The sequence below is a fragment of the Fusibacter bizertensis genome (assembly GCF_029914245.1).
Taxonomy (GTDB): Bacteria; Bacillota; Clostridia; order Peptostreptococcales; family Acidaminobacteraceae; genus Fusibacter_C; species Fusibacter_C bizertensis.
Genome location: NZ_JARYZI010000003.1, coordinates 256,328 through 278,315 on the forward strand (window position 1 = coordinate 256,328; position 21,988 = coordinate 278,315).

The window sequence follows — 21,988 nt, forward strand, 5'->3', positions numbered from 1 at the left end:
TCTTTAGTTGGAAACCATGCAAAGATTTGATGCACAAAATATCGCAATATTAATAAAAAGCGCTCACTTTTGGCCGATTGTCACTACAATTTGACCAAACATGTGAGCGCTTAAGTAAAATCCATATTAAACATCTTCTGTTTTTTATCTTTTATAATGCTTTTAACTCTTTAAAAGCTGCAAGATCAGTATGAATTTCTTCTTTGATTGGGTTCTTTTTATGCTTAATTATTTTACCGAAATGATAAATGAATACAGCTAAATTTGCAGCTAAAGCTAAAAAGCTAACAACAAATAAAGCAGTTTCGTTATGTGATGATTTAATTGCAAATTTTGAGGTATCTACAAAAGCTGGGTAACTCATAACGAACATCATCCAAAAGCCTAATGTCTGAGCTCTATGCTGTAACCATGCACCTTTCTTGATAAAAAAAGCTGGAATCGTACATGAAATGAGAAGTGCAGCTCCTGCATAAAAAGCATGATCAGAAACACAATTATAAACATATGCAAAGTTCCATATATCGTAAGCAATGATCCAAAACCAAAGTTGGTCTGACCAAATCATGTCCTTTTTCTTATCCTTACTGATTTGGATGCCAATCCAGCCTGAAATCGTGATGATATTAAGTAGTCCTGCAATACCATTCATGATATTCCAAGGGCCCCCAATGATCACAACACCATCAATTAACCCGTTAAAGCTAAAGCATTGAAAATCTCTTACAACTGCCTCTAAAATATTCACTGAAAGTATCAAAGCCGGAAAGAACAATATCCACTTGTTATTCACAGCGCCCTTGATATGTCTAATTGCAAGAAAACCTAAACATCCCGCTAAAGCAGAGTATACTTTTGCCCAATGAAACCAAGTCCCCACACTTGTACCTTCACCAGCTGTTTTAGGCCATACAGTAATTGTTAAAATAATAGGTAATACTAAAAATAATGCCAAAGAAATCCATTTGTTCAGTCTTGCCAATTCGTTTAGTGCAATTAATCCCCCCAGAACAGCAAACCACATAATTGCTGAGTACCAAGGGATTGATTCAAATAAAAACATGTTTCCCTCCTTAAAGTTTTGACTTTCGAATTTTTGTTATATTTTTGTCAAAACTACTTCACGTTTCTATTCTAGCACTTTGAAGTTAAAACACAATAAAGATTCTCAATTTTTTACAATTCATTATTCTTAACAATTGGGACCGACACCACAACCCTAGTACCAACTCCAACCTCTGAATGAATCTCTATTTTGCCATTATAAAGATCAATAATTCGTTTTACAATAGAAAGTCCTAGTCCACTTCCTTCTGTTTTATGAGCAGAATCACCCTGATAAAACTTCTCAAAGATTCTCTGAACTGTACTTTCAGTCATTCCCATACCTGTATCTTCTATAAACACTTTTACTTGTTCACTTATCACTGAAGCACGGATTATTAACTTGCCAGAATCTCTTGAAAATTTAATTGCATTTTCAATTAAATTTATCCAGACCTGCTGGAATAACTCCTCATCAGCATAAAATCTTATTTTTGATAGTTCTAACTCCAGTTCTAAATGTTTTCTACCCCAACCTGGTTCTAGTAAAACCACAACCCGTCTAATCTGTTCATCTAGATCAAAGAACTGTGTTCTATCAATGATACTTTGATTTTCCAGACTTGATAGTCTCAACAAATTAGAAGATAATTTAGATAATCTCTCCGTTTCAGAAATGATGATTTGCGCGTATTCTTTGCGCTGCTCTGAATTTAACCCATCAGTTTTCAATATTTTGGCAAATCCTCCGATAGATGCTATAGGCGTTTTAAACTCATGTGATACACTACTGACAAAATCTTTTCTTAAGTACTCCATATTTTGAAGTTCCATTACCATCGTGTTGAAATTGGCTACGAGTTGTCCCATTTCATCTTCACTTTTATAGGACACTTCCACTTCGAAATTTCCCTCCGCTACTTTTTGTGTCGCTCTTGTTAATTTTTTAAGAGGTTTCACCAATCTCTTTAACACGATTAACATCAATAAAATCGTAAAAATCATGCTCAATAACAGGGCCTGTCTAAGCGCATTTCCTACCTCTGTAAATACTTCACTATTAATCACTGGATGAATCATCACCCATTTTTCATCAATTCTAGTAATAAGATACAAGCTCATCTTTCTATGAATAAATTTTTCGGGATAGTATTTTGAAATTTCACCCGCATCAATTGCATCTATGACATCTTTTGAGACTACTTCATTGTCATCTAATAGTGCTTCTTTTGTTTCATAAAATTTGACCATCATAAAACTGTTATCAGCTAATGATACAAAATTTTCTGGTGGAATATCAAACTCATCACTCATACGCTTAAGTTCACTTACTTTATTGTCCATCATTTTTACAAGAGGGTTATAAAGCAACTGTATCGTATAACCAGATACAATTGAAAGTGCCAAAGTACTTGATAACATAAGCACAATTGAGATGATCAATATAAATTTGGTGTAAATTGATTTAAGCCTAATTCTTTTCATGCCACTCCGCCTTATATCCTAGACCTCTTATTGTGATAATTGTAAAATCATTATTTTCATCAAATTTTTCCCTCAATCTTTTAATATGAACATCAACTGTTCTTTCGTCCGCTTCAGCGTCATATCCCCAAATCTCATCCATAAGTTGTTGCCTCGTAAAAATTTTCTTAGGATAGGAAAGCAGCTTGAAAAGTAAGTAAAATTCTTTTTTGGGTAGTTCAGTTTTAATTTCACCTTTAGTTACTGTTAAAGTATCATAATCCAGCATGGTTTCACCCATATTTAGCTTATGTTCAGTCTGTATCTTTGCTCTTCTTAATAAAGCCTCAACACGTAAGAGCATCTCCTCCATATCTAGTGGTTTTACCATATAGTCATCTGTTCCAGCTTCGAAACCTCTTTTTTTATCTTCAATTAATTCTTTTGCAGTTACAATCAATATTGGTAACTCGTATTTGCTTTCTCTAAGTCTTCTCACTAAAGTATATCCGTCTAATTCTGGCATCATCACATCACTAATTAAGAGGTCTACATGTTGTAAATCCAGTAAATCAAGTGCGTATTCACCATCTTTTGCCTGTAACACATGATAACCATTTTGCTCTAAATGATATGTCATTAATTTCCTTAAACTGTCATCATCTTCAGCCAATAATATATTAATCACGTCGCCTCCCACATCATAAAAACTCATCTACACTTCATCTTGCTTTACTATACGCTTCCAATATGAATACAATATGAATATATCACCTAGACAAAAAAAAGCCAATCCATGTCTGGACTGACTTTTTTATAAATTCATGAAATCAAGTTTAGTTCTTTGATCTTAATAAATCTCTAATCTCAGTTAGTAGAACGACCTCTTCTGTCGGCTTAGCTGGAGCAGCTGTAACTGCTTCTGGTTTTCTTTTGATTTTTTCAATAATTTGAATCACTATAAAAATCACTAGGGCAACTATGAGAAAATCTACGACATTTTGAATAAAGTTACCATAATAAACAGCAACTTCAGGCTGATCACCAACAGCTTCTTCAAGAACCCATTTTAATGTTTTAAAGTCTACTTTACCTATAAGCTTTCCAATTAAAGGCATCACAATATCGCCCACAAATGAACTCACAATCTTACCAAAAGCGCCACCGATGATAACAGCAACTGCTAAATCAACGACATTTCCCCTAACCACAAATTTTTTAAAATCTTTTAGCATATTAATTACCTCACTATAAATATAATATTAATATCTACCCTATTAGTAAGATTAAAATCATTTTTATGTATAGCCTTACTTCAATTTGTGAACTTACTGTTAAATTTGGCCTTGCATCTTGCGACTGACCAGTCAGTCAGTTATAATAAATCATGCTAAAGTGAGGTGAATACATGGCAAGAGTAAAAAACAAACGCGATCAAATATTATCATCAGCATCTGAAATTTTCGCTATAAATGGATATCACGATGCAAGTATAAATGAGATTGCTGACAATGCAAATGTTGGTAAAGGAACAATCTATGAGTATTTTGATAGCAAAATGACGCTCTATATTGAAGTGCTAAAATACAACATAGAAAGGTACCTAACCCGAATTCGCAATGTGGTAATTTCCGAATCTACGTTCAATAGTATGTTAGAATCGTATATTGGCTGTCATACAGAGATTCTCAAAGAGAATTTCAAATACGCAGGCATAATGATGAACAATTCCGCTGATCTAATCTTTAATTCAAAAAATAGTCAGGAAACTTTAAAGATTCTCATGGATACGAGAGTAGAAGTTGTTCAAATTATTCTCGATATATTAACGGTTGGTCATAATGAAGGGCAACTCTCTGGATCGAATCTAGATTATTATGCAGATTTATTTTTTGAAATGCTCAATAGATCTGCTCTCCGTTCACTTATGATGCAGCATTCAGAAGAACAACAACTTATAGAAAAAGATTTACTCGTTAAAATGCTCATTAATGGCATTGGACAATAAATGATTTCACAATACAAGGAGAAACTATGATTTCAAACTACAGTGTCAGAAAACCTTTTACAGTTTTTGTTGCAATTGTACTGGTGCTCATCTTGGGCTTTGTATCTTTTAGCAATATATCAACTGATTTATTACCAAGTATTAATTTACCTTATTCAGTGATTATCACCCCTTATATCGGGGCTAGTCCTGAAGAAGTAGAGATGGTTGTGACCAAGACAATTGAGCAAAGTATGGCCTCAATAAGCAACATCAAAAGTGTCCAGTCTATATCGCGAGAAAATATGTCTTTGGTGATTTTGGAATTTGGAGAGAGCACCAATATGGATTCAGCAGTAATTGAGATGAGAGAAAATCTGGATATGTTAGGTAGTTATATGCCCGATGGCGTTGGTACTTCAACTATCATGAAACTCAATCCAGATATGATGCCTATAATGGTAGTCTCTGCAGCAGTTGAGGGACAGAAAATTTCTGAATCCTCTGCTTTCCTTCAAGATAAAATTATACCTGAACTTGAAAGCATAGAAGGCGTTGCATCAGTGGATGCTTCTGGATTGATTGAAAATGAAATTCACGTCATCATTAAACAAGATAAAATCGATGCGATCAATCAAGAACTAAGCAATCAAATTGCATTACAAATAGAAGCTGCTAAAGCAGAGGCTCAAGCCGCAATGGCAAATATGAGTCCCGCTGAACTTGCTGCTCTCGCTGCTAGTTCACCAGAAGTGACTACGCCAGAAACACCAACACCTGAAACAATGGCCATAACCATCACAAAGGAGATGGTCTCTGGCATTCTCAAAGGGCAGAATTTCAGTATGCCGACAGGCTACATTACTGAAGACGGTGTTGATTATCTTGTAAGAACTGGTGATGCAATTGAAAACTATGAGGCACTTAAATCACTCACATTGATGGTCTTACCATTTGAAGGTATGGACCCTATCACTATAGATGATGTCGCTGATGTGATGTATGTGAGCAATTCTGATGAAATGTACTCTAAAGTAAATGGCATTGATGCCATCACCCTTACCGTTCAAAAACAAACAGAATATGTTACCTCAGATGTTACAAACCACATCTTAGAAAAGATAAGTTCACTTGAAACCAGATATCCCGAGCTTAAGATGGTTACATTAATGAACCAAGGTGAATACATCGATATCGTTGTAAATTCCCTTCTCAACAATTTAATTATTGGTGGCTTATTAGCTATCCTTATCTTACTATTGTTCCTAAGAGATTTAAAACCGACTTTTGTTGTTGGCTTTTCAATTCCCGTTAGTGTAATCGCTGCATTTGTACTGATGTATTTTAGTGATATTACGCTCAATATCATCTCGATGGGAGGGTTAGCTCTCGGGGTTGGTATGCTGGTAGATAACTCAATCGTCGTCATAGAGAACATATACCGCATGAGAAGCGAGGGAAAAAGCGCTATTGAAGCATCTGTTGAAGGTGCAAAACAAGTATCTGGAGCAATTATTGCTTCAACCCTAACAACAATTGCAGTATTTTTACCCATTGTTTTCATAGAAGGATTCACAAGAGAAATCTTTACTGATATGGCCTTAACCATCGCATATTCTCTCATCGCGAGCTTAATGGTGGCATTAACTTTGGTACCAACTATGGCCTCTAAGATTTTAGCTAAGGAAGTAAAACAAGACCATAAAGTTTTTGCCAAGCTCAAGTCAAGATACAGCAAAGTACTTGAATTTGCTCTTGATCATAGAGTGTTGGTTATTGCTATTGTAATTATTTTATTTGCTGGCAGTATCTATGGTGTCACTTCCATGGGAACACAATTGTTCCCTACGACAGACTCAGGTCAATTAAATATTACACTTGAGATGCCAATCGGTTCCAAGTTTGAAGACCTCACACAAGCAGCAGATGATATTACCACAAAACTACAAACTATCGAAAGCATAGAAAGCATCGGATCAACTGTTGGTGGTGGTATGTTTGGTATGGGCGGAATGGGCTTAGCAGGCTCAGGCGGTACTAGCGCTACATTCTATATCACACTGAATGATGACCGCGATCAGTCTACAGAAGAAATTAGCAGTGAACTTACAGCACTTATCGCTTCAGATCAATACGAAGTATCTGTTTCAGGTACTGACATGAATATGGGGGCACTAAGTGGTGGCGACATTTCAATTGAAATTAAAGGTCGCGATTTTGCTACACTAGAAACCATTGCCAAAGATATAGCTTCAATCGTCTCTGGCGTAGAGGGTACAAAAGATGTTTCATCTGGAATAGAAGAAACTGCTCCAGAATTAAAGCTAGTTGTTGATAAAGAGGCGAGCATACAAAATAGTTTAACTGTCGCTCAGGTCTTCGTAGAGGTCAACAAACTACTTTCTAAAGCCTCTAAATCTACATCCATCAGCATCGATGGTAATGACATGGATATCATCGTAATGGATGAATCAGATATACAAAATACAAATAGAAACGATATTTTAAATCTCGAATTAACAACGCCTCAAGGTGAAGTTGTCAAAGTATCAGATCTCGCTTCTTTAGAAGAAAATAATGGTTTTAAATCTATCAGAAGAATTGGTCAGCAAAGATATGTTACAGTTACTGGTACACTTGCAGATGGTTTTAATGTTGGATTGGTTTCAGATGAAATTCAAAAACAATTAGATGAGTATACAATACCAGAAGGCTATACCGTAGAGATGACTGGTGAAAATAAAACCATCACAGACTCGTTTAAAGACTTGTTTATGATGTTGTTATTAGCAGTAGTATTCATCTATTTAATTATGGTCTCACAGTTCCAATCCTTACTCTCACCATTCATCGTAATGTTTACAATTCCACTAGCATTTACAGGCGGTTTCTTTGCACTCATGCTAACTGGTTTACCTCTCTCTATTGTAGCTTTTATAGGATTAATTATCCTTACTGGAGTTGTTGTTAACAACGGGATCGTATTCGTCGATTATGCCAACAAGATGCGCGCTTCTGGGTTATCTAAACGCGAAGCACTAATCAAAACTGGTACAGACAGACTAAGACCAATTTTAATGACAGCACTTACAACAATTATTGCTTTATCTACAATGTCACTAGGAGCTGGAACAGGTACAGAAATGATGCAACCTATGGCAATTACAACTATAGGTGGTTTAATCTACGCAACACTTTTAACATTAATATTTATACCTGTACTCTTTGATATTTTCCATAAAAAAGAGTACAAAGATACCAACTTTTAAGGGTGAATTAAACATCTAACCAAATTATAAGAATCGGAGCAATTTTGAGCACTAATACTAGGTGTGAAATTGTTTCGATTCTTTTTTATAAAAAAAATTAGAGTCTTTTTAATACGGGTATATTACCTATAAATAGTAGGTGATTTCATGAAAAAATATAACATATCACAACGCTTTAACATAATAGTTGTTTCAATCTTATGCATTACTATTTTTATCAATCTTATAGTGATGGGATTTGCTATGCTCAATATTACCTCAAAAGTATCCCAAGGTTATGCAAAAATGTATGCTTCAGAAATTGCTCATGTTATCGAGACACATCTAAGTAGAGAGATTGGCTTATCACTAAAATTAGCACGTACCCCTAGTATAATAGAATGGATAACTAACGAAGATCAATTAAGTAAAAAACTAGTTGCACTTGAAGAAATCAACTCTTTTATAGATCTTTTACACGATCATAACATGTTTATCGTGATGGATCGTTCTAAAAACATCTATTTTCCAGAACAAATAAATCAACAAATTCCATTAGAAATAGCTGGTGTTATTTCTAAAGACATCAAAGAAGACTCATGGTATTTCGATACCATTAACAGTGATGAACTCTATAACATCAATATTGATAAAGATCGTTTTCTAGATACCTATCGTGTTTGGATTAATGTGAAAGTTGAAGGTCCCGATGGTCCAGTTGGGGTGATTGGAACCGGGTTATACCTTGATTATTTTATAAATGAAAACATCTCCTCTAACAAGGATAAATCAGCATATACATTAATCATCAATAAAAACGGAGATATTCAATTAGATGGTACCGCCAACCGAGACTATGAGGCTTATGGTTATTCTTCGGTCTACAATTTCATCAATGAGGATCGTTTCAACGCGGAGTTGAAGGAATCATTGGTTTCTGAGCAAAGTGAAACCATTCTTAAAATACAAAACGATAATTACGATTATGCTGCTGTATCTAGCATAAAAGACACCAACTGGTATGTCATTACTTTCTACACAAATGGCACTTTTTATACCTCAAACAATTTACTCCTTTTTATTATAATGATGGTCATTTCAATTATCGCTATCATTATAGTAATCAATATATTTATCAAACATATTTTTCTAAAACCCTTTATGTTGCTGATTCAAAGTCTTCAAAATAAAAATATCTATTTATCAGAAGAACTATTTGGAACAAATAGAAAAGATGAATTTGGACTGCTTTCCAACACCATCGAACAAATGGCAGATAGACTTGTCAGTTCAATTCCCATTGGTCTTTTTTTAATTGATTCTGACTTCAATCTTATCTACTCTAATCTTAACTTTATCAGCCAATTTGCTGCGAAAGATAAAGAAGCATTAAAGTCTACATTTAAAGAAACACCTGAACTTATTTTTGCAAATCCTGAAGACTTTCAGAGGTTTAAGTCAATCTTAACGCTCAAAGAAAAACTCGTTGTTATAGAGATGCAATTTGTAAAGTTCACTGGGGAAGTTTTTTGGGGTGAAATCCACATTCAATACAGAGCAGATAATGCCTTATCACATTTTTACGAGGGCATTCTTCTAAATACTCAAAACAAAAAAGATTATGAATCTAAGCTGATTAACCTTGCAAGTACGGATTCTTTAACCGGACTCTTAAACCGTCATAAATTTAATGAACTCGTCATCGAGGAGATTGAGAGAAGCGAACGTTATGGTGGTCCATTATCAATGATGATCTTTGACCTAGATCACTTTAAACGAGTCAACGATACTTATGGTCATATCGTTGGTGATGATGTCCTTGTGGAAACCAGTAGACTTGCTAAGGAAATTCTTAGAACGACAGATATTATCGCTAGATGGGGCGGCGAGGAATTTTCAATTCTTTTACCAGGGACTACTTCTGAAGGAGGTTACATTGCTGCTGAAAAACTAAGAAAAAAACTTGAAACGCACCTTCATAGTACCGCTGGTATCGTTACAGCTAGTTTTGGTGTTTCACAAAAGCGTACAAATGAAGACTATACACAGTGGTTCACAAGAGTCGATCAAGCGCTTTTTAATTCTAAAAATTCTGGTAGAAATACAGTTACTGTATCTGAAGATCAATCAGATGAAAATACTGATAATAAAGCAACTTAAACTAAGTTTACTTAATTCTTAAATAAGATGATTTTTTTATACTCAATTAACTCAATTCAATTTAGTGAAGTTTTTGTGCTATCTTTAATAGCACTTTTTTTTTAGCTAAAATCAAGAAAACTACAAATAGTGATAAAAAAAATGCTTTTCACGAAATGTTAAATATATGTTGTATTTGAAATGATACAATTTTGTAAGTGCACAAGAAATAAAGAGAAAATGCGGTTTCGTGTATTAAAAAAATTTGGATGGGGGAAAAAAATGATGAAAAAAAAATTAGTCAGCATGATATTATTTTTTACACTAGTAATAATATCAGTACCAAGTATTGCCAACAGTTTTGTATCTGATGATCTTGATGGGAGATGGTCATTAGGTATTTATACAAAATGGATCGAAAATGGTAAAATTGTTTCAAATGAAAATGGTATGTACTTACCTCAAAAGCAGTTGACTGGGTTGGAGTTTAGTGATTTAGCTTTATCAATGAATGGATTAGAACTTAAGCTCACAGAAGGTGATAATATGATTACTAGAAGTGAAGCAGCACTCGCACTTTATAACGTACTAAAGTTAGATAAAACCGAAAATTTAGCACCATTTAAAGATTTTAATAAATTATCTGTAGATGAGAAAAATGCAGTTTCAACATTATTTGTTAAAGGTATAGTTAAAGGTTATACAAATGGCTATTTTAATCCAAGTAAAAATTTAACAAATGAAGAAGCGGTTGCATTATTAGACAATGTTGCAAGTATGGATCAATCTTATCAACAAGGTGTTTTACAAAATACGTTGTACGGTAAAGTTGAGGGCGTTGTCTTAAATAAAAACAAGTCATTAGCATGGATTGGTGTGCCATATGCTGCAGCACCAATAGGTGAATTAAGATGGAAAGCGCCTCAATCACCGATGAGCTGGGAAGGCATAAAAGAAACAAAAGCTTTTTCAGAAAAGGCAATCCAAATTGCCAATGGAAGTATCATTGGAAGTGAAGACTGTCTATATTTAAATATTTATAGACCTAATACTGAAGAGGCAAACTTACCTGTTCTTGTTTTTATCCATGGTGGAAATAATCAAACTGGAACAAGTCAGGACTTTCAAGGAGAAATGTTAGCCACAAAAACTAACAGTATTATCATAGCCATTGATTATCGTCTTGGTGCGTTAGGCTGGCTAAACTTACCTGCATTAAAAACAGGAAATGCGTATGAAGACTCAGGAAATTTTGGTTTACTAGATATTCATGAATCTTTAAGTTGGGTCAAAGAAAATATTAAAAGTTTCGGTGGAAATCCATATAATGTAACAATTTCAGGTCAATCTGCTGGTGGTAGAGATGTCATGGCAGTTTTAATTTCTCCGATTTTTAGAGGTGACTTTCAAAAGGCTATTGCGCTGAGTGGTGGTATGACTATAACTGATCCAACCACTGCGAAAGACATTGCAGTAAAAGCGTTTTCAGAACTCGTTTTAGAGGATGAAATTGTAAAAACTGAAACTGATGCGATTGAGTGGTTAAATACTGACAGCGATGAAGTAAGAACATATTTGATGAGTTTATCCGCAGAAAGAATTGCATCGCTTATGGGAAATGCATCAATAAGAATGTCTGTTTTCCCTCATCTTTTTGCAGATGGTGTAACACTACCAGTAGAAGGTTTTGATGTATTTGAAACTGGAAAATACAATAAAGTACCCGTTATGTTAGGTAGTTGTGAATCAGAGTTTTCTGTCTTTGCAGGATTTGACCCAATGTTTGCAGGTGCTTTATTTAGTGGCAAATTGGCACAAGATCCGGTACTATTTGCACAATATAATTTTGCTGAAAAGTATGGTAGCATGCTCTATACTGGATTTAATGCGGAAAGATCAGCTGAGCGTCTAGCAAATGTAAGTGGTCAACCTTCTGTATATGCATATAGATTTAAATGGGGAGAGGATATATCAATTATACCTCCAGGCCTTGGTTATGTACTAGGCGCAAATCATGGTAGTGATATGGACTTTGTAACAGGGAAAGAAAGTGATCTTGCTAAATCTAACTATACCGTTGAAAACAAAGTTGGAAGAGAATCACTCTCCGATGTAATTCAAAGTTACATTGGAAACTTTATGTATACTGGTAATCCCAATAGTACAGGTCTTGTTACTTGGGATAAATGGACCAATAAAGAAAATAGTTCAAAATTGATGGTTCTAGACGCAGGTTTAAATGAATTACAAGTCGCAATGACAACAGAATACGTAATAGATGAAGACGTATTTAAACTTATGGATGCAGATAAGACGATTTCTGAAGAAGAAAAATCAAACTTAATTTCTACGATTATGTCAAAACGATTTTTTAGTAATACTTTAGATTTACATTATAATAATTAATAAAAAGATGCTGTTGCAAATCTATAAATAGATAAACGACAGCATCTTTTTTATATTATGCTAACATACAAATCCTTGAACATTATTTCATATTGTATATATCTGTTTCACTTGATGAAGTGATAATTTTAGAAGCATAATTCCAAGCTCTATAGGTGTCAATTGATGTAAAGACAGGTATATTCCGCTCAGATGCAGCACGTCTCATGATAAAGCCATCACTTTTTGTATCATCACCATGCGTCGGCGTATTCACGATTAAATCAATGTCACCATTTGTTATTAGATCTAGTAAGTTAGGCGCTTCATTGCCTATTTTCCTCACTCTTATCGCAGTGACGCCATGTGACAATAAAACAACACCGGTTCCCCTTGTGGCACAATAATCAAAAGTGTCAGGCAAGTCTTCTTCACTTATAGAACTTTTATCTTCATCGTTTAACGTCATAAGCACCACAGGTTTACGAGAACTCTTTTCAATATCAGGTGCATTTTTTGCCGCAATAAAACCTTTATAGAGTGCTTCTGCATAGGTTCTACCAATTCCCAAAACTTCACCAGTTGATTTCATCTCAGGTCCTAATGAAATCTCAACATCAGGTAGCTTATGTGTAGAAAAGACAGGGACTTTAACCGCTATTAGATCTGGCTGAGCATATAAACCTGTACCGTAGCCTAATGTCTCAAGAGACATGCCCAGTGACACTTTTGTTGCAAGGTCTACAATCGGTACACCACTTACTTTTGAAATGTAAGGTACCGTTCTAGAAGCTCTCGGGTTAACTTCGATTACATACAGTATACCCTCACATTCAATATACTGAATATTGATCATACCCATTACACCCAGCCTTAGCGCAATTGTCTCTGTCGTTTCCACGATTATCTGCTTCATATTGTCACTCACTGTTTGAGGCGGAAACACTGTCATACTGTCACCAGAATGAATTCCAGCTCTCTCTATATGCTCCATAATACCTGGAATCAATACATTTTTCCCATCTGTTATTGCATCCACTTCTAGTTCTTTACCCACAATATATTTATCGATTAAAACAGGATTCTTTTTATCTTTAATAAAAGCATCCACTAGATAATCCTCTAATTCAATTAAGTTTGAACAAATTTTCATGCCTTGTCCACCAAGGACATAACTTGGTCTTACTAAAACAGGTAAGCCTAATTCACGGCCAATGTTTATCCCCTCTTTCACGGACATCACACCTTTTCCAGTTGGGCGATTAACATTAACGCTTTCAAGGAAAGCATCAAATTTTTCTCTGTCTTCACAAAGATCAATTTGTTCAAAATCAGTACCTATTATTTTGATATGGCGCTCCGATAAAAACTTAGCAAGTTTAATAGCAGTCTGACCACCAAACTGAAGCACTACGCCTATAGGGTTCTCTTTCTCAATAACATTGAGGACATCTTCTTCTGTCAAGGGCTCAAAATAAAGCTTATCGGCGATGCTGAAATCTGTACTCACCGTTTCTGGGTTACTGTTGATAATTATGGTTTCATAACCTAGACGTTTAAGGGAGTTCACGCAATGAACTGAGGCATAATCAAATTCTATTCCTTGACCAATTCTTATGGGGCCAGATCCTAAGACTATAATTTTATCGCGGTTTGAAACTGTCACTTCATCTATGGTTTCATAGCTTGAATAATAATATGGCGATACAGCTTCAAATTCACCTGCACATGTATCAACCATGTGAAAGACAGCTCTAATGCCAAGACTGATTCGATAATCATAAACCTCTTCTGGCGAAATACCGATTAAATCTCCAATGCCTTTGTCAGAGAAACCTTTTCTCTTTAGCTTTCTCAACATGTCGCTAGAAATCTGTTCTAACTTTAAGGATTCAATATGTGTTTCTTGATCTATAATCCATTTTAACTTATCTAAAAACCAAGGGTCTATCCCTGTGATTGCATTGATCTGCTCGAGTCTATACTCTCTTCTGATCAATTCTGCTAAAGCAAAAATCCGCTCATCATCTGCTTTCATTACTAAAGCCTTTAACTGAGTTAGTGGCAGTTTCATAAACTTCTTGTGTTTGAGATGATATTGTCCAAGTTCAAGTGACCTTATCCCCTTTAAAAAAGCCGCTTCAAAATTGGTGCCAATTGCCATGATCTCTCCTGTTGCCATCATCTTCGTTCCCAGCGTTCTCTCTGCTTTAAAAAACTTCTCAAATGGCCATTTAGGAATTTTAACAACAACGTAGTCAAGACTTGGTTCAAAGCATGCGTAAGTTACACCTGTAACTGCATTCTTAATTTCATCAAGGCCATAACCAAGTGCAATTTTAGCTGCTACTTTTGCAATTGGATAGCCTGTTGCCTTTGATGCAAGCGCCGAAGATCGACTCACTCTAGGGTTAATCTCGATTACAGCATATTCAAAACTTTCCGGATTTAAAGCAAATTGAACATTACAACCACCTTCGATGCCAATTGCTTCAATGATATTCAGTGCAGAAGTTCGGAGCATCTGATAGTCTTTATCTGATAAAGTTTGGCTAGGTGCAACAACGATACTGTCACCAGTATGGATACCAACAGGGTCGAAGTTCTCCATGTTACAAACTGATATACGATTGCCATTTGCATCTCTCATGACTTCATATTCGACCTCTTTCCATCCCTTGATACTTTTCTCTATTAAAACCTGCCCCACAGGGCTATTTGATAGCCCTGACACGATAATCGCTTTAAGTGAAACTTCATCATCAGCGATTCCGCCTCCAGTTCCTCCCAGTGTATAAGCGGGTCTAACGATCACTGGGTAGCCAATTTGAGCTGCAAAATTTACACCTGACAACACATCAGTTACTATCTCAGACTGAATCATTGGCTCACCGATTCTTAACATCATTTCTTTGAAAAGTGCTCTATCCTCACCCTGCTTGATGCCTTCTATCTTTGTGCCAATTAGTTTTACATTATAATGATCTAATAATCCTTTTTCCGATAGTTCAAGTGCCATATTAAGAGCAGTCTGTCCACCCATACCAGCAAGCAAGCTATCTGGTTTTTCTTTTTCAATAACTTTGATTACATAATCAAGTGTAATTGGTTCTATATAGATCTTATCTGCAATTTCTTTATCTGTCATTATGGTCGCAGGGTTTGAGTTGATCAGCACCACCTCAACCCCTTCTTCTCGTAATGCTTGGCAAGCTTGAGTACCTGAGTAATCGAACTCAGCGGCTTGACCGATAACGATTGGTCCCGACCCAATCACTAATACTTTTTTAATCTGTTTATTTAAAGGCATCTTCAATTCCCCCTATTCAGCATATGCGATAAATTCATCAAATAGATAATCACTTTCTCTCGGTCCCGGTGAAGCTTCTGGATGAAATTGAACTGAAAAGACAGGCAACAGGGTATGTCTCATCCCTTCCACTGAACCATCATTGACATTGACATGCGTTACCTCAAAATCTTTTGGCAATTTTGTGACACAATAACCATGATTTTGTGATGTAATATAGACACGATTTTTACCAATATCTTTTACTGGATGATTACAGCCTCTATGACCAAATTTTAGTTTTTCTGTTTCGCCTTCTGAGGCAAGTGCAATTAGTTGATGCCCTAGGCAAATCCCAACAATCGGTTTTACACCTATAAGCTTTTTAATTTCTTCAATTTCTGGCGCTAAATCTTCAGGATTTCCAGGTCCATTGGACAAAAAAACAAGATCAGGTTGATCCTTTAGAATTTCATCTGCACTTGTCCACGCTGGATATATAGTCACATCACAATTTCTTTTAAGTAATTCTCTTAAGATGTTCTTCTTTGCACCATAATCAATAAGCGCTACTTTTTTGTGTTGCTCATCACTTGAAGTCGTTAAACCATTATAACGCTCTATGGTCTTAGTACACACAGCATATACTACGCCCTTACTAGAATAGTCCTCAATATAAGATGAAATTTCAGTTTCTGATAAATCTTCAGTTGTAATGATACCTCTCATGGTACCTCTACTCCTAATCATACGTGTTAACGCACGCGTATCTATGCCTTCTATTCCCAACACTTTATTATGTTTAAGGAATTGTTCTAACTCAAATTCCGAACGAAAATTACTAGAAAAAGCACACTTTTCTCTTACGATTAACCCTTTTGCTTTAATACTATTTGATTCAAAATCGTCTAAGTTAATGCCATAATTTCCGATAAGCGGATAAGTCATCACGATAATTTGTCCACAGTAAGAAGGATCTGTCAAAACCTCTTGATAGCCTGTCATTCCTGTATTAAATACAACTTCACCCACTTGCGTGTCTAAGTAGCCAAAAGCTTCGCCTTCAAATACCGCGCCATTTTCTAATATTAACCGTGCTTTCATGTTGCCCTCCTTATCAAAACCATACACTAGAGAGGGTGCAAATCAAAAAAAGGAAGTAAGCCACACGTATATGTGTGTCTACTTCCTTTGTCTCAAGTTTTAAATATAGAGTTCCCTTGTTTTGCATACCATACCTCTTTCTGGCCTCACAGGACCAATTTAAAGTGTATTCATTAAGGGATATGATACTTGATATTTATTGCAGTGTCAAGTTTACGTTTAAATATTACAATGATTTAAATTAACTGAAAAAACAATTATTCCCTAGATGGAAAAATCTTAACAAGTATTTTAATGACAATAAAAAATAATATTAAGACGATAAAAACACCAGCTAAACCATAACCCATTAATTCTAAACCTAATTCTAACTCGTTCATATGTCCTCCCTATTTCATTAAAAGCCAAGGTACGAGTGCAAGTACCATACCACCTGCAACGATTGATCCAAGTTGTCCTGCAACATTTGCACTAACTGCTTGCATCAATATAAAATTATGTGGATCTTCTTGTTTCGCCATTCTTTGAATAACGCGAGCAGACATTGGAAACGCTGATATACCTGCTGCTCCAACCATAGGATTTACTTTTTCTTTGGTAAATAGATTTAGTAATTTAGCAAATAGTACACCACCTGCAGTATCAAATACAAATGCAACAAGTCCCATTGCCATGATCAATAATGTTTTTACATCTAAAAACTTATCATAATGCATCGTTGCTCCTATAGTGATACCAAGCAATAAAGTGACAAGATTTGCAAGTTCATTCTGGGCTGCTTTCGAGAGCCTCTCCAGCACACTTGATTCTCTGATGAGATTACCAAACATTAAAAGACCCACTAGCGGAACAGAAATTGGTGCAATAATCCCAGCTATAATTGTAATCAGTATTGGAAATGCTATTAGAACCGTTCTTGAAATTTTAACCTCCTTATAAGGCATCCTAATCAATCTCTCATTTTTAGTTGTCAGCGCTCTTATCACCGGTGGTTGAATAACTGGTACTAGTGCCATATAGGAGTACGCTGCAACCGATATTGGCCCAAGCCACTCTTTTGCGAACTTTGACGCAACAAATATAGAGGTGGGGCCATCTGCAGCACCTATGATACCAATCGAAGCCGCTGTCTTAAGATCAAATCCCAAACTTGGAAATAAAGTGTTGAGATAAAGTGCTGCCAAGGTCGTAAAAAAGATACCAAATTGAGCAGCTGCACCAAAAAATAACATTTTTGGATTTTGAAGAAGTGGTGTGAAATCTATCATTGCACCTACTGCAACGAAAATTAAAACTGGAAAAATTTCAGTTAAAATACCTGAATTATAAAAAATCTGAAGTACACCTGGTGTTCCTTCATATTCCCAAATTGAACTAAGTGGTAAATTCACTAAAATAGCACCAAATCCAATTGGTAATAATAACATAGGTTCATAATCTTTTTTTATTGCGAGATAAATTAAACCGCCACCGATAAAATACATAATGATGTATTGCCAGTGGAAATTAGCAATGCCTTGAAAAAGTTGTGCAAACTGATCCATAAAATCCTCCCCTATTTTTTTGATTCTTAAAATATAATTCTTGTTTCTTAAATAACGCTCAAAAGAATAAAAAAAGACTTTTACCCCGAAGTTAATTCGAGGTAAAAGTCTCGCTTTCAAAAAAGAGCTGTTGACCGGGCCTTTAAGACCGTCATGACGACCAACCGCACAATCAAAGTGATTGCAAGCTACTCCCTTAAACCTATTAAAGTTATTATATCATCAATTTTAGTGCCTATCAATCCAATTCATTTTCATTATTTACCGTCACTTCCAAATCTAATTTGTTGATATTCATTTGTCAGTTTTTTGAATTTGGATTTTTCATCTTCAGGTAACTGCGAACTTATATCAACGTATTCTTCATAATATTCTTTTGGAGTATAATCTAAAGGCTTTGACAAACCTTTACTTTTCAAATCGATTAATGCTTCTTTATAGGCTCTCCTCACGGGATGTTTCGGACCTTTATCGCTGTTGTTTAAATTGTTCGCACGATTAAAAAGCTCACGATAAGCATCTTTTAAATTAAATACAAACTCTCTTTCTTCACTCCCAGTTGAAACTCTTTTTTTGGCTTTAATAGCAATCTGCTGGTAGACTTTCCAGATCATAAAACAGCCCAAAAGTATCAGTAGTGTCCAAGTGATTATCGTAAAAGCCGTCTCCATTCCTGGTGTAATCATTATACCATCTTGTTGTGGTATATCCATTACACTTGGTTTAACAAGACCATCCATTTTTTCAATTTCTTCACCTGCAAATCTGCTTTTTACTAGCGCTAAGAACTGCTCTACTACCCATAATATCGGAAACAATACGATTGAGATGATCTTGAAAATAATGTCGTATATTAAGGACAAAAATCCATTTATTGCGTGCCAGGTATCAAAAAAACGCATTTGCATGGCCAGAAGTACAATTACTGATATTGCTAAAGCAATCTTACTAAATCTATCTACATTTTGATTTTCATTGATTTTAAAATTACCACTTGCATAAGCTGAGTACATATTAACGAGGTTTAACATCATAAATCCCAAAATACCATAGAAAGGAATATAATAATGCGAAACAAAGGAATATGAGCCACTTAAATTAGTCTTAAATAAAACAAAATATGAAAGAACGAAAAAAATAAGCCCATATAAGATTCGAGTTCTAAGAGACTCGATTTTCTCACTATGAATTTCTATATTTATACCTTTCATCCAAATAAAAACAAAAGCAATAAACAATGGTATTTCAAAAAAGTAGAAGGTAGTACCCAGTATGAGTATTAAGCTGCCTACAATTGCACCCATTGAAAATACCGTAAGTACTAAAGAATTAGCATTTTCAAACTTATGATTTACAAATGCACTTAGGAAATAAAGCCCGATACTGATGCCCCAAATCTTATTAAAATTTTCAATTGCAGTAGTTTCACGTCTCACAATACCTGCGATAGTGATTGCCATCATCACACTAAACAAAGTATACTCTAAAGCTTTAATAATAATGCTTGCATAACTCGATTTTTTGTTCTTAAAAAGGCGCATTTTAAGCCTCCCTTTTTTGAAGCGTTAAAGTTTGAAATTCATCGTCAGCAAAGCCTTCAAAAATTGTATAATCTATATTTCTATTGAGGCGCACTGGTTTTGTGTGATTAACCGTAGCGATTACTTTGATATTTGCGTTAAACTTAGAGATGCTGTTGAGTTCAGAAATTAAATCATCTGATAAATTACCTGTAATCAGTATGATAAGATTATCCCTTAGATTAGGCTGTGAAGCTTTTTTCAATATTTCAAGCATTGAGACACCACGGAATTCCGTTGCAAGTGCAAGTGCATCCAACGCTTTGAGTATATGGGTCGGAGAATATGAGGGCGTTAGGTAAAACATCTTTTCACCTTGTTTATCCGCAGAGTTAATTGCCAAACCCACTTCATACTTTTGCTTAAAAATATAATCAAATACTGATGCCGTAAGTTCTATACTCTTTTCTATCAAAACAGGATCAATACCCTCCCAATGCCTTGGTGAAGTTTGTACATCCAAGTAGATCATACATTTTTGATCTGCACTAAAATCCATATTCTTAACTTGAAGTTTCCCAACCTTTGCAGTTGCTTGCCAACTTATAGATCTAAAACTATCGTTATGTGTATAGTCTCGGGTTCCCACTGCTAATATCGGATCAGGTAAAATCCATCGTTTTACAGAGAAAGCTCCTAGTTGACCGTTTGGAGAAATTAAAAGTCGATCTATGGGATGAATACGAGGATGAACATAGAGTGTAGGTGTTTTCATATAATTAAAAGTACTGGTATACAATCCAAATAAATCCCCAAATTCAACTTCACTTGCGTCTAATTTAAAATACCCTCTCGCGATACATTTGAAAGTCTCATGTTTTGATACTTTTTCATAGAAGAGCAATGAAGTAACAATTTCATGTTCCCTATACGGGTGCAACGTGAATTCTTCATCATATGAAGTCGACTCATCTGTTGATTCTGGCTCATCAGATATTGCTATAAAGCTGTTAGGAAGATGACTTCTCAGTTTAATCCATGGCAGTGGTAAGATCTTCTTATTTGTCATCTCTGTAGTTAAACGAATTGATTCACCTACAGGTATGCGTTCAAGATTAAATGACCGAACCATATAAAAATGTTTTGGTGCCCATTTAGGCCACATTTTCATAAAAATATATATAGTTGCTATAAAAAAAGCAATCGTTAAAATGATAGACATATGTGCTCCTCCAACTAATATTTCTCTGTTGGTACCACTATTTGCTCTACAATTTCTTTCAAGATACTACTTGTTCTTTTAGAATACGCGTCTTTTAGTATCATTCTATGACCTAAAATTGGATTCACTAGTGCTTTTATATCATCTGGAGTAACATAGTTTCTATTTTTAACAGCGGCATAGGCCTGTGCACCATTAAATAGTGCTAGTGCACCCCTTGGACTAACGCCCATCTCCACGTCTTTGTGTGATCTTGTACCTTCGACGATATCCATTAGATAATCCATTAACACTTCCGAGAAATGTACTGATGTATAATTGTTTTTGGCAAAGGAGAGCTCCGAAACGCTGATCGCAGTCGCCAGATTATCCAAAGGATTTTCAGTTCTAAAACGCTTTAATATCTGTATCGTATCTTGTCGGTTCGGGTATCCCATCGATAATTGCATAAAGAAACGATCCAGCTGTGCCTCAGGAAGTGGAAAAGTTCCCCCAGTCTCAATTGGATTCTGAGTTGCTAATACCAAAAATGGATCTTTTAACTCGTATGTTTCGCCATCAACTGTAATCTGTTTTTCCGCCATAGCTTCAAGTAAACTCGATTGTGTTCTTGGAGTAGCACGATTGATTTCATCTGCGAGTACAATTTGACTCATTAATGGTCCTTTTTTAAATTGAAAAGCATTTGTACTTTGGTTGAAAAAGTTTAGTCCCGTTAAATCAGAAGGTAACAAATCCGGTGTAAATTGAATTCGACTAAACTCTGCATCAAAAGATTTTGCAAGAGCTCTTGCAAGTAACGTTTTACCAGTACCAGGTAAATCCTCCAAAAGTACATGACCAGAACAGATCATCGACGTCGTAATAAGATCTATTACATCATCTTTTCCTACAATTACTTTTTGTATATTCGTTTTTAACTTTTTAGCCATCTCAAAAATCTCTGTCATATAAGACCTCCACGTTATGTATTTACAACATTATATCACTGCAAAGATTAAAAATGGGAATTGTTAGAATTTCTTAACATTTCTGAAAACTT

Annotated in this window: 15 protein-coding genes; 4 read left to right on the forward strand and 11 right to left on the reverse strand. The window is 35.2% G+C overall.

Going from position 1 to position 21,988, the window contains the following annotated elements; all coding sequences use genetic code 11:
• Nucleotides 1–151 precede the first annotated feature (151 nt).
• The 4 genes from QE109_RS06400 to mscL all read right to left on the reverse strand — a co-directional run bounded on the left by QE109_RS06400 (nt 152) and on the right by mscL (nt 3,743).
• Nucleotides 152–1,063 (reverse strand): DUF5692 family protein, encoded by a 912-nt coding sequence (locus QE109_RS06400; RefSeq protein WP_281093592.1) that lies wholly within the window; start codon nt 1,061–1,063, stop codon nt 152–154.
• A gap of 113 nt (nt 1,064–1,176) precedes the next feature.
• Nucleotides 1,177–2,529 (reverse strand): HAMP domain-containing sensor histidine kinase, encoded by a 1,353-nt coding sequence (locus QE109_RS06405; RefSeq protein ID WP_281093593.1) that lies wholly within the window; start codon nt 2,527–2,529, stop codon nt 1,177–1,179.
• Nucleotides 2,516–3,196: a response regulator transcription factor gene (locus QE109_RS06410; protein ID WP_281093594.1), complete on the reverse strand. Its 681-nt coding sequence runs from the start codon at nt 3,194–3,196 to the stop codon at nt 2,516–2,518. Before QE109_RS06410 ends, QE109_RS06405 begins: the two co-directional genes overlap by 14 nt.
• A gap of 148 nt (nt 3,197–3,344) precedes the next feature.
• A complete protein-coding gene (mscL, locus tag QE109_RS06415) occupies nt 3,345–3,743 on the reverse strand; it encodes a large-conductance mechanosensitive channel protein MscL (RefSeq protein WP_342637115.1) in 399 nt (132 codons plus the stop codon).
• 173 nt (nt 3,744–3,916) lie between these two features.
• Between mscL and QE109_RS06420 the strand changes: the two genes are divergently transcribed.
• The 4 genes from QE109_RS06420 to QE109_RS06435 all read left to right on the forward strand — a co-directional run bounded on the left by QE109_RS06420 (nt 3,917) and on the right by QE109_RS06435 (nt 12,288).
• Nucleotides 3,917–4,516, forward strand: coding sequence for a TetR/AcrR family transcriptional regulator (locus QE109_RS06420; RefSeq protein WP_281093595.1), 600 nt, complete (start codon nt 3,917–3,919; stop codon nt 4,514–4,516).
• A gap of 26 nt (nt 4,517–4,542) precedes the next feature.
• Nucleotides 4,543–7,764 carry an efflux RND transporter permease subunit gene (locus QE109_RS06425; protein ID WP_281093596.1) on the forward strand — a complete coding sequence of 1,074 codons (3,222 nt, stop codon included), beginning with the start codon at nt 4,543–4,545 and terminating at the stop codon, nt 7,762–7,764.
• A 147-nt stretch (nt 7,765–7,911) separates the two neighbouring features.
• Nucleotides 7,912–9,903 (forward strand): sensor domain-containing diguanylate cyclase, encoded by a 1,992-nt coding sequence (locus tag QE109_RS06430; protein ID WP_281093597.1) that lies wholly within the window; start codon nt 7,912–7,914, stop codon nt 9,901–9,903.
• Nucleotides 9,904–10,164: 261 nt separating this feature from the next.
• On the forward strand, nt 10,165–12,288 hold the full coding sequence (locus QE109_RS06435) for a carboxylesterase family protein (protein ID WP_281093598.1): 2,124 nt from the start codon (nt 10,165–10,167) through the stop codon (nt 12,286–12,288).
• 82 nt (nt 12,289–12,370) lie between these two features.
• Here the strand turns inward: QE109_RS06435 and carB are convergent, their stop codons facing one another.
• From carB to QE109_RS06470, 7 genes are all read right to left on the reverse strand, one after another.
• The gene (gene carB, locus QE109_RS06440) at nt 12,371–15,577 is read right to left on the reverse strand and encodes a carbamoyl-phosphate synthase large subunit (RefSeq protein ID WP_281093599.1); all 3,207 of its coding nucleotides are present in this window, start codon (nt 15,575–15,577) and stop codon (nt 12,371–12,373) included.
• A 12-nt stretch (nt 15,578–15,589) separates the two neighbouring features.
• Complete coding sequence (gene carA, locus QE109_RS06445) at nt 15,590–16,660, reverse strand: glutamine-hydrolyzing carbamoyl-phosphate synthase small subunit (RefSeq protein ID WP_281093600.1); 1,071 nt, start codon at nt 16,658–16,660, stop codon at nt 15,590–15,592.
• 257 nt (nt 16,661–16,917) lie between these two features.
• Nucleotides 16,918–17,040, reverse strand: coding sequence for an OadG-related small transporter subunit (locus QE109_RS06450; RefSeq protein ID WP_281093601.1), 123 nt, complete (start codon nt 17,038–17,040; stop codon nt 16,918–16,920).
• Between the two features lie 9 nt (nt 17,041–17,049).
• A complete protein-coding gene (locus QE109_RS06455; protein WP_281093602.1) occupies nt 17,050–18,204 on the reverse strand; it encodes a sodium ion-translocating decarboxylase subunit beta in 1,155 nt (384 codons plus the stop codon).
• 257 nt (nt 18,205–18,461) lie between these two features.
• Complete coding sequence (locus tag QE109_RS06460; protein ID WP_281093603.1) at nt 18,462–19,745, reverse strand: hypothetical protein; 1,284 nt, start codon at nt 19,743–19,745, stop codon at nt 18,462–18,464.
• A gap of 1 nt (nt 19,746) precedes the next feature.
• Nucleotides 19,747–20,946: a DUF58 domain-containing protein gene (locus tag QE109_RS06465; protein ID WP_281093604.1), complete on the reverse strand. Its 1,200-nt coding sequence runs from the start codon at nt 20,944–20,946 to the stop codon at nt 19,747–19,749.
• Nucleotides 20,947–20,960: 14 nt separating this feature from the next.
• Nucleotides 20,961–21,896, reverse strand: coding sequence for an AAA family ATPase (locus tag QE109_RS06470; protein WP_281093605.1), 936 nt, complete (start codon nt 21,894–21,896; stop codon nt 20,961–20,963).
• Nucleotides 21,897–21,988 lie beyond the last annotated feature (92 nt).